The sequence below is a fragment of the Croceicoccus sp. BE223 genome (assembly GCF_031457155.1).
Lineage (GTDB): Bacteria > Pseudomonadota > Alphaproteobacteria > Sphingomonadales > Sphingomonadaceae > Croceicoccus.
Window position 1 is genome coordinate 690,874 of the sequence record NZ_JAVDWB010000002.1, and the last position, 14,724, is coordinate 705,597.

A 14,724-nucleotide genomic window follows, 5' to 3' on the forward strand; every position below is an offset into this window, starting at 1 on the left:
CATTCCGCGTTGCCGACCGCTTCGATCAAAAATAAGGGAGCGGGATGAGCGGACTTCAGGGCTTTGCCGAACACGGCATCATCCGGGACTTGGCCTTTGCCATCCTTGCCGGGGCGTTGGCGATCATCGCCGCGCTCGTCGTGCATCACCTCCTGTTCCGCCTGCTGCATCGGATCGCGGTGCGGAGCGAAGGGGCGGTCGATGACATGCTCGTCGACACGCTGGCCCGCCCGTCGCGCTGGGCCTTTGCGGCGCTTGCGCTGGTGCTGACCGCGCGCGAGATTCCGGCGCTCGACGATATCTGGGAGAGGGTGGCCGGTTTCGCGATGCCGGCGCTCGTCGGCTGGATGGCGCTGGCGGTGTTTCACGCCTTCATCCGCGCGATGACCGAGCGGACCGACATCTCCGATGCCGACAATCGGCGCGCCCGGCGGCGGCGCACCCGCCTCGCCATATTCTCGCGGATCGGTACGGGCCTCATCGTCTTCGTCACCGTCGGCCTCATGCTTCTGTCTGTGCCCGGCGTGCGCGACATCGGCGTGACGCTGATGGCATCGGCGGGCCTCGTCACGCTGGCGGTGGGCGCGGCGGCACAACCGGCGCTGAAATCGCTGATCGCCGGGCTGCAGATGGCGCTGACCGAACCGATCGCCATCGACGACATCGTCGTGATCGAGGGGGAAACCGGGCGGGTCGAGGATATCAAGAGCACCCACGTGGTGATCCGGACCTGGGATGAGCGGCGTCTGATCGTGCCGACAATCAAGTTCCTCGACACCAGTTTCCAGAACTGGTCCCGCTCCGGCACCGGCCTGACCGGCACGGTGATGCTCTATCTCGACCCGATGACCGAGATCGCGCCGCTGCGCGAAGAGTTCGCCCGGATGGTGAAGGCCAGTCCGCTGTTCGACGGGCGCGTCAGCCACCTGCAGGTGACCAACATGACGCACGAGGCGATCGAGGTGCGCCTGACGATGAGCGCGGCCCATCTTGGCGCTCTGGGCGAATTGCGCGCCAGCGTGCGCGAAGGCATGCTCGACTGGTTGCGCCGCCGCTCCCTGCAAGACGAGGGTGCGGCCGAGGGGGCTTGAAACGGGATCGGCCCGCCCTCCGCGTGGAAGACGGGCCGATCGGTCAAGCGAAGAGAATCAGTGCTTCTTCTCGCGGGTCGGCGTGACCATGCCCGGCGCGATGAACCCGATCGGCGGGTTCACCTCTGCCGCGCGTCGCTTCAGTTCGCCGCGCATCTTGGCATATTCCTCGGCCATCTGGTCGGTCACCGTGGGGCGCGAATCCTCCAGCGCGTCCTCGAAGTCCGCCTTGGTGACCTGGGTCACGCCCGCCCCTTCGCGCCGGATGGCGTTGAGGCCCGCGCGCCGGACTACGTCCTCCAGGTCCGCGCCGGTGTAGCGTTCGGTCCGCTTGGCGATGGCGGCCAAGTCGACATCGCCGGCCAGCGGCATCGTGCCGGTGTGGATCTTGAGGATGTGCAGCCGGCCCGGCTCGCTCGGCGCGCCGACATAGACCAGCTCGTCGAAACGGCCCGGCCGCAACAGCGCCGGATCGACCAGCGTGGGCCGGTTGGTCGCGCCGATGACGACGACGGACTGGAGCTCCTCCAGCCCGTCCATCTCGGCCAGGATGGTGTTGACCACCCGCGCCGTCACTTGCGGTTCGCCGGCACCCGTGCCCCGCGCGGGGACGAGGCTGTCGATCTCGTCGATGAAGACGACACAGGGCGCGACCTGGCGGGCGCGGGCGAACAGCTTGGAAATCTGCTGCTCGCTTTCGCCGTACCACTTCGAAAGCAGGTCCGATGACTTCATCGAGATGAAGTTCGCCTCCGCTTCCTTCGCCACGGCCTTGGCCAGAAGCGTCTTGCCGGTGCCCGGCGGGCCATAGAGCAGGAAGCCCTTGGCCGGACGGATGCCGAGCCGCTTGAACGCATCCGGGTTCTTCAGCGGCAGCTCGACGCCCTCGCGCAGCATCTCCGTCGCGTCGTCCAGCCCGCCGATGTCGGCCCAGCCGACGGTCGGCGCCTGCACCATCACCTCGCGCATGGCGCTGGGCTGAATGCGCTTGGAGGCGGACAGGAAATCGTCGCGCACCACTTTCAGGTTGTCGAGCACCTCGGGCGGGATCGTCCGCGCGTCGAGATCGATCAATGGCATGATCCGGCGCACCGCGTCGATCGCCGCCTCGCGCGCCAGGGCGGCAAGGTCGGCCCCGACGAACCCGTGTGTGGTGCGGGCCAGTTCCTGCAGGTCGACATCCTCGGCCAGCGGCATGCCGCGTGTGTGGATGGCGAGGATCTCGCGCCGGCCCTTCTCGTCCGGCACGCCGACGATGATCTCGCGGTCGAACCGGCCGGGGCGGCGCAGCGCCTCGTCAATGGCGTCGGGACGGTTGGTCGCGGCGATGACGACGATGTTGGAGCGGGCCTGAAGCCCGTCCATCAGCGTCAGAAGCTGCGCAACAAGGCGCTTTTCCGCCTCGCCCTGCACGTTCGAACGCTTGGGCGCGATCGAATCGATCTCGTCGATGAAGACGATGGCGGGGCTGTTCTTCTCCGCTTCCTCGAAAACCTCGCGCAGGCGCTTTTCGGATTCGCCATAGGCGCTGCCCATGATCTCCGGCCCGTTGATCAGGAAGAAGCTGGCATCGCTTTCGTTGGCGACCGCCTGGGCGAGCCGCGTCTTGCCGGTGCCCGGCGGGCCATGCAGCAACACGCCCTTCGGCGGATCGACGCCGAGCCGGGTGAACAGCTCAGGATAGCGCAGCGGCAGTTCCACCATCTCGCGCAGTTGCTGGATGGTGTCGCTCATCCCGCCGACGTCGTCGTAGTTGACCCCGGCGCGCGCATCGCGCGGTTCCTCGTACTCGGCCTTCAGTTCGACTTCGGTGTTCTCGTCGATGTGGACGATGCCCTTGGGCGTCGTCGACACGACCGACAGGCGAATCTGGGTCAGGGCATAGGCGGGCGCGTTGAACATGCGCGCGACTTCGGGCGGCATGTCCTGCACGCGCTGCTGGCCGCGTGTCGCGACGAGGTCGCCGGACACGATCGGCCGGCCGAAGAAGTTGCGCCGCAGCGCCTCTGCCGGGCCCTGGAGGCGCATCTCGCGCTGCGCAGGTGCGAAGACGACGCGGGTTGCCGGGCGCGATTCGGCCTTGCGCACGACGACGTGTTCGCCCGATCCGACTTCGGCGTTGCCGCGTTCGAGCCCGTCGAGCCGGATGACGTCGAGGCCCTCGTCCTCCGGGTAGGGGAGCAGGGCGCGGGCCGGGGTGATCCGCTTGCCCTCGATCTCGATCACGTCGCCTTCGGTCAGGCCCAGCGTCGCCATGGCGGTGCGGGGGATGCGGGCGATGCCGTGTCCGGATTCTTCCTGTTTCGAAGCGGCGACCTGCAGCTTCACTTCGCGCGTGATCGACGCATTGGCATCGGCCATGTGGTGTGGTGTCCTCGTCTCTGTGCGATCCCGCCGTGTGGCGATGAACTCAAAGGACAAGATGGGAACTGGTTCCCCGGTTGCAAACCGCCAGGCGATCTTTCGGGGAGGGCGCCTGCGCGCGGATCGCAGACAAAAAAAGGCCCGGGCGAACAAGCCGACCGGGCCGTGTAAGTTTGGGAGAGGATGCCTGTAAGGCCCCACCGAGATGGGCGTCCGGCTGCCATCTCGCAAGTGCGAAAAGAGGAAAATAACTTGCAAAAAATGCAATGTTCACACGAGTAGAGAAAAAACAATAACTTATAGAATCATGAAGTTGCGATGCGAATGCCAACTTCAATCGCAAACGATCGACAATGCTGCATCGCAAAATCTCAGGGCTCGATCGGTCGTCCGCAACCCTTGCGGATTTCGTCGCCTATGCGCAGTTCGACGGTGAAGGGATACTCGCGATCCGACATGCCGTCCGAACACTCCGCGATCCGTCCGGTGAGGACGAGCGCTTTGCCATCCAGTTCAGCCTTGAGCATGACTTCGCGATCAGCAGCAATCTCGCGGGTGAAGGGTATCGACTGGCCTTCCTGGTCCTCCGGCGTCGAATAGCGCATCCTCTCGTCGCTGACGTGGAGTGCCCAGAACGGTTCGGTGCCCAGCGCGCGAAAGCTCGTCGGGAAGCCCGCGTTTTCCTCGACCGGATCGGCAACGAAAGGGTTGAGGCCGTCGGTTTCGGTGGCCGCGGGCGGAGCGCCGGTGGCGTCGCTGGCCTGCGCGCTGGGGGCGGGAGCGGGGACGTCCTGCGTGTCGCAGGCCGACAGCAGCAACAGGGCAGGGACGAAAGCGACGAGCGAGCGCGGGAAAAGGAACGGCATCGTCAATCGGTAGCACGCCCGGGCTCACTGCGCGAGGTCGCGGGCAACCGCTCGCCGCTTGCCCCTGGCGCCACGCTCTGGCACCGGGCGCAATCCCAGCAACCGGAACCGACGATGATGACCGCGACGAAATGGACGATGCCCCCCGAATGGCACCGGCAGGACTGGATCTGGATCGGTTTTCCGCATGACGGCGACGAATGGCCCGGCGTACTCGGGCAGGCGCAGGAGGAGATCGCCGCCTTTGCCAACGCGGTAGCCGAAAGCGGGCAGGAGGTCCGGCTGATCGTTCGCGATGCCGCCAACGAGGTGCGCGCGCGCCAGTTGAGCAGCGCGGCGGTCACGCTCGAGCGGCGTACATATGGCGACATCTGGCTGCGCGACACCGGCCCTCTGGTGCTGAGAGACGGAGAGGGCCGCCGGAGGGCGCAGCGCTTCGGCTTCAACGGCTGGGGCGGCAAATACCGGATGGAGGGCGACCAGACGATCGGGGCCGAGCTGGCCCGCGATGCCGGGCTGGCGGTTAACGAGGCGGACTGGATCCTCGAGGGCGGGGCGATCGACGGCGACGGCACCGGGCTGGTCGTGACGACCGCGCAATGCCTGCTCAACCCCAATCGCAATCCGTCCATGTCGCAGGCCGAGATCGAAGCGGCGCTGGCCCGCGACCTCGGCTTCGACCGGGTCTTGTGGCTCGGCGACGGGCTGCTCAACGATCACACCGACGGCCATGTCGACAACCTCGCCCGCTTCGTCGCGCCGGGCACGCTGGCCGTTCCGGTGGCGAGCGGCGCCGACGATGCCAATCGCACGATCTACGACGATGCGCGCAGCCGGGCGCTGGATTTCGGCCTGACGGTCAGGGAGGTCCCTTCGCCGGGCCTCGTCACCTCGGGCGACTTCGTCGAACCGGCGAGCTACATGAACTTCGCCGTGACCACCCACCTGGTCGTCGTGCCGACATACGGCAGCGTTCACGATGAGGACGGGGTCGCCGCGGTCGCCGCGCTGTTTCCCGACCGGCAGACGATCGGCATTCGTGCCGATGCCGTGCTCGCCGGCGGCGGCAGCTTCCACTGCGCCAGCCAGCAGATGCCCGCGGCCTGACCGATTGCCTACTCGCCGCCCAGCCTGGCGGCGAGCTCGGCGAGAGCCTGCTGCATCTGCTGGGTGCCATAGGGCTTCACGATCATCGGCACGTCGGCGAAACGATCGGGGATCGTGCCTTCGCCGCCGTACCCGGACGCGAACACGAACGGAATGCCGGCGGCTTGGAGCCGGTCCGCCGTCGGAGTCGACGTTTCGCGCCCGAGATTGAAATCGAGCACCGCGAGGTCGATGCCGCCTGCGTCGAGCGCCCGCGCGGCATTGCCGTTGTTGGCCGCAAGCACGACATCGGCCGCACCCAGTTCGCGCAGGGAATCCTCGGCATCGAGCGCGATGAGCGCGCTGTCTTCGACCAGCAGCACCTTCCTGTCGCGGACGATATCGCCCCCGCCGACGTAATCGGCCTTGACTGCGATGACCTCCTGCTCGCGATCCCTGGTGCTGGCAATGTAGCGCGCCGGAATGACGAAACGCGCCTCGAAGCCGGGCATCTTGTAGAACGTCTGCGCTTCGCCGCCGAGCTCATGCGGTATCGAGTTCTCGATGACGGTCGTGCCGAACCCGCGCCGCTTTGGCGGCTGCACGGCGGGGCCGCCCACCTCGCGCCAGTCGATGACGAGTGCGCCGTCAGCGCCGATGGTCCAGTCGACACACACCGTGCCGCTGTCGCTCAACGCGCCGTACTTGGCCGCATTGGTGACCAGCTCGTGCACGACGAGCGCCATGACGGTGAAGGCGTCGGGCGTGATCGACACTTCCGGACCGGTGATCTTGATCGACTGGCGTTCCGGCTCGAAATAGGCGCGTGCCTCGGTGGCGATCAGGTCCTCCAGCCGGGCCGGGCCCCACTGGTCGGCGGTGAGCTGGTCGTGAGCGCGGGCCAGCGCTTGGATCCGCGAATCGAGCGTGGCGATGAAGGTGCCGACGTCGTCGGCCTCCCGCCTGGTCTGGCCCATCAGGGCGCGGATCAGGGCGAGGATGTTGCGCACCCGGTGGTTGAGTTCGCTGATCAGCAGCTTCTGCTGTTCGGCGAAACGGCGGCGCTCTTCGCTCGCCTGTTCGGTCAGGCGCAGGACGACTTCGAGCAGCGTCGAGCGCAGCGCTTCGGCGACGCGCAGCTCGCTATCCTGGAACGGCACCGCTTCGCCCCGCACCAGTTCGGACCACTCCTCGAAGCTCTGGCGGGGCGTGAGGCGGGGGCCGTTCGGGCCGTATTCGATGTTCTTGTCCTGGCTCCCGGCCCAGCGGACCGAACGCAGTCGTTCCGCGCGGAACAGGACGACGTAATCGCGCGGGCGGCGCGAGATGGGGATGGCCATCAGGCCCGCCGCCTTGCTGCTGTAGGCTTTTGCCTCCGGCACGATCTGCGAAATGCGGCTGGTGGTGAAGATCTGCCCCGCCTCGCGCCGGTTGAGCGCGGCGAGAAGCTCGTGGAACTGCTTTTCGTCGGGCGTGAGGCCGGTCAGCGACAGCGCGCCGTCGACGAACACGCCCACTCCGTCGGCGGGAATGGCGTCGAGCACGAGGTCGCCCATCCATTGCGCATCGTTCAGCTTCTCGCTGTCCCGCGCGGCGGCGGCCATCAGCCGGTCGGCCACGCGGCGCGCGCGATCCTCATAGGCGGCGACTTCGGCATGGAGCCGGCTCTCGATGACCAGCGAGAACATCTGACCGAACAGTTCGGCGGCGCTGCGTTCGGCAAAGCTCGGCAGGCGCGGGCTGTAATGATGGCAGGCGAACAGCCCCCAGAGCTTCCCCCCGATGATGATGGAGATCGACAGCGAGGCGCGCACACCCATGTTCTTGAGATACTCGACGTGGATCGGCGAGACTGCGCGGAACAAGGCCATCGACAGGTCGAGCGGTTCGGACTCGCCCGTCGGTTCGATCGGGCATGGCACATCCTCGACATCGGCGATGATGCGGAACACGTTGCGAATGTAGAGGGCGCGGGCCTGCTGGGGAATGTCGGTGGCCGGGAAATTGAGCCCGAGAAAGCTGTCGATCCCGGTATCCAGCGCCTCTGCCACGACCTCTCCCGAGCCGCCCGGTGCGAAGCGATAGACCATGACCCGGTCGAACCCGGTGAGCAGTCGGACCTGGCGCGCGCCTTCGCGCAGGATGGTCTGGATCGAATCGGCGCTCTGGATACGGGCCACCATCGACCGGACGAGCGAGGACACCTCGATCTCGTCGCCGCGGGCCGGTTCGCACTCGATCACGATCGCGCGCGCGGAGAAATGGAGCGCGATGTCTAAGGGCTTGCCGCCTTCCACCAGCGTGACGGCGAAGATGCGTTCGACGGCGTCCTCTGCCCGCAGGTGTGCGGCGCGCTCGCGCAGCGAACGCATCGCATGGGGCGTGAAGACCGCATTGAGCGGACGCCCGAGCAGGCCTGTCGCCTCGATACCCAGATATGGCTCGGTGTTGGCGGCGCGCTGGATGATCCAGTCGGCCCCCACGCTGAGCAGGAAGCCGAAAGGCTGGATCGAGCCGGGAATGTGGATCGGCTCGCGGTCGCAGTTGGTCAGGTTGACCGCGGCCGGGCCCAAGGTAACGTCGTTCAAGGAAGGTCCCCGGCTAGCGCCAACGCGGCGCGGCGGAAGGTCTGGAAAGTTTCGGTAGCGGCGTCAACGACCTCCTCGATCCAGTCCGTGGTCTGGTGGTGGGCGTCGAGCGCGGCGCAGAAGGCCTGCCAGCGGGCGGACATGTCGGGTTGAGCCGACAGGTAGCTGGTGGGCATGCCGTCAGGCACCCGCTGCGCCAGCATTCGCCCGCCGAGGCGGGATCCTTCGAGCACGTATTGCACGCCCCAGGCGGCAACGGGCGAGATTTGCGGGGCGAGCATGGGGACGGGCAGCGGCATCGAAAGCGCGGCCAGATCGTCGACGAGACGCGGCAGGCGCGGCTGCCAGTCGGCCCACCCCTTGCCGGTCACGCCCAGTTCGAGCCGCGGGAGGGCCGAGGCGTGGGCGACGAGAAAGCAGCGGTAGTGTTCCGGACGGGTCAGATCGTATGAGGCAAACGCCTCTTCTGTCGCATCGTGCATCGCACGGGTCCGTTCGCGCAGCACGAAGCGGGCCGAGACGGCGCGAACCGTTCGTCCGGTATCGTTGCATGCAGGAGGGGGCGTTTGCGGGCCCGTATCTGTCATTACCGCGTGATGCGGCCCCTTCAACACCGTCGCCTGCCTCCTGACGATCCGGGATATCCTGCCCTCGCATGCGATACGGCGTTGGCGCGCCGCGGTCATGCGAAAGAGGCCATCCCCCCGTTTTCGTGAAAATTCCGTCAGCCCGCCCAACGATTGGCGCGGCAAAAGGTGCCCGGGCAAAGGGCCTTGACCCCGCATTTCTCGGCAGAACGCGAAAGCCGTGCCCACCACGGGTCCGGGACATGATGGGCTGCGCAACGAAAAAGGGGCCGCCGGACGAACCGGCGACCCCTCTTTTTCGAGCCGTTCGGCGCTGGGCTCAGAAGCCCATGCCGCCCATGCCGCCCATGTCGGGCATTGCCGGCATGGCAGGCTTGTCTTCGGGCACGTCGCTGATCGCGGCTTCGGTCGTGATCAGCAGGCCGGCGACCGAGGCCGCGTCCTGCAGCGCGGTGCGAACGACCTTGGTCGGGTCGATCACGCCGGCGGCGACGAGGTTCTCGTACGTGTCGGTCGCGGCGTTGAAGCCCTGGGTCTCGTCACCTTCGCGCAGCAGGTTGCCCGAGACGACCGCGCCGTCGAAGCCGGCGTTGGCCGCGATCTGGCGAACCGGGGCCATGATGGCCTGGCGGATGATGTCGACGCCGCGGGTCTGGTCGTCGTTCGCGCCCTTCAGGCCCTCGAGAGCCTTGGTGGCGTAGAGCAGCGCGGTACCGCCGCCCGGGACGATGCCCTCCTCGACGGCGGCGCGGGTCGCGTGCAGCGCGTCGTCGACGCGGTCCTTGCGCTCCTTCACCTCGACCTCCGAGGCGCCGCCGACCTTGATCACGGCAACACCGCCGGCCAGCTTGGCCAGGCGTTCCTGCAGCTTTTCGCGGTCGTAGTCCGACGTGGTCGTCTCGATCTGCGCGCGGATCTGCTCGACGCGGGCCTTGATCGCCTCGGCATCACCGGCACCGTCGACGATGGTGGTGTTGTCCTTGTCGATCGAGACGCGCTTGGCGCGGCCCAGCATGTTCAGCGTCACGTTCTCGAGCTTGATGCCGAGGTCTTCGCTGATCATCTCGCCGTTGGTGAGGATCGAGATGTCCTGCAGCATCGCCTTGCGACGATCGCCGAAGCCCGGCGCCTTCACGGCGGCGATCTTCAGGCCGCCACGCAGCTTGTTGACGACGAGCGTAGCAAGAGCCTCGCCCTCGATGTCCTCGGCGATGATGAGGAGCGGACGGCCCGACTGGACGACGGCTTCCAGGATCGGGAGCATCGACTGAAGGTTCGACAGCTTCTTCTCGTGGATGAGGATGTAGGGATCCTCGAGCTCCACGGTCATCTTCTCGGCGTTGGTCACGAAGTAGGGCGACAGGTAGCCGCGGTCGAACTGCATGCCTTCGACGACGTCGAGCTCGAATTCGAGACCCTTCGCTTCCTCGACGGTGATCACGCCTTCCTTGCCGACCTTTTCCATCGCTTCGGCGATCTTCTCGCCGACTTCACGGTCGCCGTTGGCCGAGATGATGCCGACTTGGGCGATCTCGTTCGAGCCCGAGACGTCCTTCGAACGCGACTTCAGGTTCTCGACCACGGTGTTCACCGCGAGGTCGATGCCGCGCTTCAGGTCCATCGGGTTCATGCCGGCGGCCACCGACTTCATGCCTTCGCGCACGATGGCCTGGGCCAGCACGGTGGCGGTGGTGGTGCCGTCACCGGCGGCGTCGTTGGCGCGGCTGGCGACTTCGCGCAGCATCTGGGCGCCCATGTTCTCGAACTTGTCCTTCAGTTCGATTTCCTTGGCGACAGTGACGCCGTCCTTGGTGATGCGGGGGGCGCCGAAGCTCTTGTCGATCACCACGTTGCGGCCCTTGGGGCCCAGCGTGACCTTCACGGCGTTGGCGAGGGTGTCGACACCCTTCAGGATGCGTTCGCGTGCGTCGCGCGAAAACTTCACGTCCTTGGCAGCCATTGTCTTTTCTCCTCTTGGGATTTCAGGTGTTCAGGTGCGAAACAGGCTCAGGCGATCACGCCGAGCAGGTCGCTTTCCTTCATGATGAGCAGGTCTTCGCCTTCGACCTTGACCTCGGTGCCCGACCACTTGCCGAACAGCACGCGGTCGCCGGCCTTGACGTCCAGCGGGGTCACGGTGCCATTCTCGGCGCGGGCGCCCGAACCGACGGCGACGATCTCGCCCTCGCTCGGCTTTTCCTTGGCGCTGTCGGGGATGATGATGCCGCCGGCGGTCTTTTCCTCGGCTTCGATGCGACGGACCAGAACGCGGTCGTGCAGCGGACGGAATGCCATGATATGACCTCTTCCAATAAAGTGACTGTGATGCTTTTGGCACTCCCGGGTTGAGAGTGCCAGCGGCGCGGATATGGTTGGGATGGACCTGAGCGTCAAGCGCCATTCATCAAGTTTTTTTGCGTCCCCCCGTGCGTGACGGCGCGCGAGCCGAGACGCGCGACGATTACGCCGCGGGCATGACAAGCCCGAGACGCTCGCGCCGGTGCCAGCGATGCGCGAGCAGCACCGAGGTTATGACGAGACCGACGGCAAGGCCGATCCAGACACCCAGGCCGCCGAGCGTGGTGTGGAAGCCTAGATACCAGGCCGTGCCGAACCCGAAGATCCAGTAGCCGACGACCGCGAGGACGAACGGCATCCGGGTGTCCGACAGCCCGCGCAGGAGACCGGCCAGGACCGCCTGCGCGCCGTCGAAAAGCTGGAACGCCGCCCCGACGACGAGATAGCCGGTCGCGGTCGCCACCAGCAGCGTGTTGGCGGGCGCGTCGACGTCGATGTAGATCGACAGCAGCCAGTCCGGGCGGAACAGCATCAGTGAGGCGAAGATCACCGCGAAGCCGGCGGTCAGGATGAAGGTCGCCAGCCCCGCGCGGCGGATCGCGTCGGGATCGCCGGCACCGTTGTGCAGGCCGACGCGGATCGTCGCCGCCTGGGCCACGCCGAACGGCACCTGGAAGGCGAGCGCGCCGAGGCCCAGTGCGACGGTATGGCTGGCCAGTTCGAGCGTGCCGATCGCCCCCATCAGGTAGGCGGCGCTGGAAAAGAGGCCGCCCTCGGCCGCGGTGATCGCCGCAATCGGCAGGCCGACCCGCCACAGTTCGCGCAGGCGCTGCCAGTCGGGCCGCCACAGCCGCCCGAACAGGTAGTGCCGCCGCATCCGTCGGTCCGACTGGATGATCGCGACATAGGCCGCCAGCACGACCAGCGAGGTGATCACGCTGGCCACCGCCGCGCCTTTCAGCCCCCAGGCCGGAAAGCCCCAGTTGCCAAAGATCAGCAGCCAGTTGCAGCCGGCGTTGACGAAGACCGCCAGCACCGTGACCCAGGTCGCGACGATGGCCCGGTCCATCGTCGAGACGAAGATGCGCAGCACGTTCGCGGCCACCACGGGGATCGCCGCCGGGGCGAGCCAGAACAGGTAGATCCCCGCCAGCTCGGCGATGCGCGGCGTCTGCCCGGTGAGCAGCATGAGGTCTTCGGCGAGGTAGCAGACGCCCATGACCGCGATTCCCGCGAAGAGCGACATCCACAGCGCCATGCGGAACGAACGGCGCACTTCGCGCACCGCGTGCCGCCCGCGCCCCAGCGCCGTCGCCGCCATCGGCGCGACCGCGCCGATCAGGCCGAGCATCATCCACAGCGACAGGCCATAGGTCGAGGTTGCCAGCGTGCTCGCGGCCAGTTCATCGGTGCCCAGGCGCGCGATGAAGATCACGTCCACGGCATAGACCGCCATCTGCAACAGGTTCGCGGCGGCGAGCGGCACGGCAAGGCGCGCCATTGCGCCGAATTCGGCGCGAAGCGTCGGCTCGGCATGGTGCGAGCGGGTCGGAAGGGCGTGCGTGTCGTGCATAAAGCCGGCCCGGTTAGGCGCGGGCGCGATCAAGGCCAAGACCTGTTTCAATCGTAACCGAACAATCGCTTAAGGCTGGAGCAAGCGGGCAACAGTCAGACGACCGCGAGGAACCAGTCCAGCGAATCGGAATTGCCCCTAGATGTCATCGCCCTGCCCACGCGCCCGCCCGGCCGCCCGCCTCCTGACAGGGCTGATTGTTGCCTGCGCCGCTACGCTGTTGGCCGCCCCCGCGCAGGCGGGGGAGGTCTTCGCCGGGGCCTATGCGCACGAGGTGGAAACGCCCTTCACGCTGGAAACGGGCGAGGGCGGCTTCGATGTCGCGCTCGGCTACCGGTTCGATGGCATCGAGGCGCTGTCGGCCATCGGCAAGCCTGCGCCCTACCTGGTCGGTTCGCTCAACACGCGCGGCGATACCAGTTTCGTTGCGGCGGGCCTGTCGTGGACCATCGGCAAGGGGCCGGTCTATGTCCGGCCCGGTATCGGCCTTGCGGTCCACGATGGCCCGAAATCCCGCTTCGGTGAAGACGGCACCCGCTACGAACTTGGGAGCCGGGTGGTGTTCGAGCCAGAGATCGCGATCGGCGCCCGCCTGTCGGACCGCGTCTCGCTGGAGGCGAGCTGGATGCACCTGAGCCATGCGCGGCTGTTCAATTCGGAGCAGAATCCCGGCATCGACATGATCGGCGCCCGGGTGAACCTCGCGCTATAGGGCGGGCGATGCTAGGGCGGCGCGGATGAGCCGCCTGATCCTGTTCAACAAGCCGTTCGACGTGCTGAGCCAGTTCACTGACGCGGGGAGCGAAGGTTCGCCACGGCGCACGCTCTCGGACTTCGTGCCCGTGCCGGGGGTTTACCCGGCGGGGCGGCTGGACCGCGACAGCGAGGGTCTGATGCTGCTGACCGACGACGGGCGGCTGCAGGCGCGGATCTCCGATCCCAGGCACAAGCTTCCCAAGACCTACCTCGTGCAGGTCGAAGGTGAGATCACCGACGAGGCGCTGGATCGGCTGCGCCGCGGCGTCCGGTTGAAGGACGGCTTGACCCGGCCGGCCCGGGCCACGGCGATCGACCCGCCCGCACTGTGGCCGCGCGATCCGCCGGTGCGGTTCCGCAAGACCGTGCCCGACGGCTGGCTTTCGCTGACGATCACGGAGGGGCGCAACCGACAGGTCAGGCGCATGACCGCCGCGGTCGGATTGCCTACGTTGCGGCTGGTACGCTGGCGGATCGGGGACTGGGCGCTCGGCGGGCTGCCACCCGGAGAATGGCGCGAGGCCTGAGCAGCTTTCAACAGGCAGATCGCGACCCGGCATGCCATGGTTACCAAGCTTAAACGCATCTGTTAATATACCGGCGGGACGATGCGACCTATCGTCGTGTCGGTTTCGGACTTGGCCGTTGGGGGCGGCATTATGGACAGCGCACAGGGCACGGCCGACTATTATACCGTTCTGAAGGTGAACCCGGATTGCGACGGCCGCATCCTGGAGCTCGCCTACCACTACTTCGCCAAGATGTACCATCCGGACAATGCCGAAACGGCAAACCCGGAAAAGTTCAACGAGGTGGTCGAGGCCTACCGCGCGCTGCGCGACCCGGAACGCCGCGCGGAATACGACCGGCTGCACGGCATCATCGCAGGCAGCGCGACACCCCACTTCCACGTGCCGAACGACGGGGATACCGCGCTCGACGAACGGGCGGCCCTGTCGGACGCGGAATCGCACGCCAAGATCCTGCTCTACCTCTACAAGCGGCGGCGCGAGCATGCCTCTGACGCCGGGGTGATCGGCTGGTACGTGCAGGAGATGCTCGGCTGCAGCGACGAGCATTTCGAGTTCCACGTCTGGTACCTGAAGTCGAAGGGCTTCATCGAGGTGACCGAGCAGGGAACGATCGCAGCGACGATCGCCGGGGTCGACCATGTCATCGCCACTTCGCGCGCGTCGGCGGCGGAACCCCTGCGCATCCAGCAGACGCTGACTCCGCACTGACAGGCGTCGGGCTTCGGTGGACGGCTTTCAGCCGCGCCGCAGCATGCGGAAAAGCTGACTTGCGATCGCGCGGTGGCCGCAGCATTGGGGTGCCAAGGCGCGCCTTGCGACGCGTCGTGGTCGGCCGGCAATCCGATGGAGCGGTCTTTGCGCCGCCGCAACTTCGATCATCGAGGTCTAGGCGAAGTTCCTGCGCAAGCAGGCTGGCATAGTGGTTGGTGGTGCGCCCGCAGCGTTCCGGCAAATCCGGCTGGAGCGGGCCAATGCCCCCGCC

The 14,724-nt window shown here is 66.9% G+C and carries 12 protein-coding genes; 5 read left to right on the plus strand and 7 right to left on the minus strand.

Translation table 11 applies throughout. The features are described from left to right. Positions 1 to 44 precede the first annotated feature (44 nt). Positions 45 to 1,091 carry a mechanosensitive ion channel domain-containing protein gene (locus J2X37_RS07365; RefSeq protein WP_310019435.1) on the plus strand — a complete coding sequence of 349 codons (1,047 nt, stop codon included), beginning with the start codon at positions 45 to 47 and terminating at the stop codon, positions 1,089 to 1,091. Positions 1,092 to 1,148: 57 nt separating this feature from the next. Here J2X37_RS07365 and J2X37_RS07370 read toward each other — a convergent pair whose 3' ends face one another. Together J2X37_RS07370 and J2X37_RS07375 are read right to left on the minus strand one after the other, a co-directional pair. Beyond that, positions 1,149 to 3,452: a CDC48 family AAA ATPase gene (locus tag J2X37_RS07370; RefSeq protein WP_310019437.1), complete on the minus strand. Its 2,304-nt coding sequence runs from the start codon at positions 3,450 to 3,452 to the stop codon at positions 1,149 to 1,151. Between the two features lie 374 nt (positions 3,453 to 3,826). Continuing rightward, positions 3,827 to 4,321: a hypothetical protein gene (locus J2X37_RS07375; RefSeq protein ID WP_310019439.1), complete on the minus strand. Its 495-nt coding sequence runs from the start codon at positions 4,319 to 4,321 to the stop codon at positions 3,827 to 3,829. A gap of 114 nt (positions 4,322 to 4,435) precedes the next feature. On the opposite strand from J2X37_RS07375, the gene J2X37_RS07380 reads away from it, so the two are divergent. Then, positions 4,436 to 5,428: an agmatine deiminase family protein gene (locus J2X37_RS07380; RefSeq protein WP_310019441.1), complete on the plus strand. Its 993-nt coding sequence runs from the start codon at positions 4,436 to 4,438 to the stop codon at positions 5,426 to 5,428. Between the two features lie 8 nt (positions 5,429 to 5,436). On the opposite strand, the gene J2X37_RS07385 is transcribed toward J2X37_RS07380, so the two are convergent. The 5 genes from J2X37_RS07385 to J2X37_RS07405 form a co-directional block, all read right to left on the minus strand. Beyond that, positions 5,437 to 7,995, minus strand: a complete 2,559-nt coding sequence (locus J2X37_RS07385) for an HWE histidine kinase domain-containing protein (protein ID WP_310019443.1) — start codon at positions 7,993 to 7,995, stop codon at positions 5,437 to 5,439. Then, positions 7,992 to 8,477, minus strand: coding sequence for a biliverdin-producing heme oxygenase (locus tag J2X37_RS07390; RefSeq protein ID WP_310019445.1), 486 nt, complete (start codon positions 8,475 to 8,477; stop codon positions 7,992 to 7,994). The genes J2X37_RS07385 and J2X37_RS07390 overlap by 4 nt, the downstream gene beginning before the upstream one ends. A 424-nt stretch (positions 8,478 to 8,901) precedes the next feature. Further along, positions 8,902 to 10,542 carry a chaperonin GroEL gene (gene groL / locus J2X37_RS07395; RefSeq protein ID WP_310019447.1) on the minus strand — a complete coding sequence of 547 codons (1,641 nt, stop codon included), beginning with the start codon at positions 10,540 to 10,542 and terminating at the stop codon, positions 8,902 to 8,904. A gap of 47 nt (positions 10,543 to 10,589) precedes the next feature. Then, the gene (gene groES, locus J2X37_RS07400; protein ID WP_310019450.1) at positions 10,590 to 10,877 is read right to left on the minus strand and encodes a co-chaperone GroES; all 288 of its coding nucleotides are present in this window, start codon (positions 10,875 to 10,877) and stop codon (positions 10,590 to 10,592) included. 166 nt (positions 10,878 to 11,043) lie between these two features. After that, on the minus strand, positions 11,044 to 12,453 hold the full coding sequence (locus J2X37_RS07405; protein ID WP_310019452.1) for an MATE family efflux transporter: 1,410 nt from the start codon (positions 12,451 to 12,453) through the stop codon (positions 11,044 to 11,046). A gap of 220 nt (positions 12,454 to 12,673) precedes the next feature. Here J2X37_RS07405 and J2X37_RS07410 point away from each other — a divergent pair, with 220 nt between their 5' ends. The 3 genes from J2X37_RS07410 (at position 12,674) to J2X37_RS07420 (ending at position 14,450) form a co-directional block, all read left to right on the plus strand. Next, positions 12,674 to 13,165 carry an acyloxyacyl hydrolase gene (locus J2X37_RS07410; RefSeq protein ID WP_310019454.1) on the plus strand — a complete coding sequence of 164 codons (492 nt, stop codon included), beginning with the start codon at positions 12,674 to 12,676 and terminating at the stop codon, positions 13,163 to 13,165. A 25-nt stretch (positions 13,166 to 13,190) separates the two neighbouring features. Then, positions 13,191 to 13,736 carry a pseudouridine synthase gene (locus J2X37_RS07415; RefSeq protein WP_310019456.1) on the plus strand — a complete coding sequence of 182 codons (546 nt, stop codon included), beginning with the start codon at positions 13,191 to 13,193 and terminating at the stop codon, positions 13,734 to 13,736. Between the two features lie 132 nt (positions 13,737 to 13,868). After that, entirely contained in the window at positions 13,869 to 14,450 is a 582-nt protein-coding gene (locus tag J2X37_RS07420) for a DnaJ domain-containing protein (protein ID WP_310019458.1), read from the plus strand. Positions 14,451 to 14,724 lie beyond the last annotated feature (274 nt).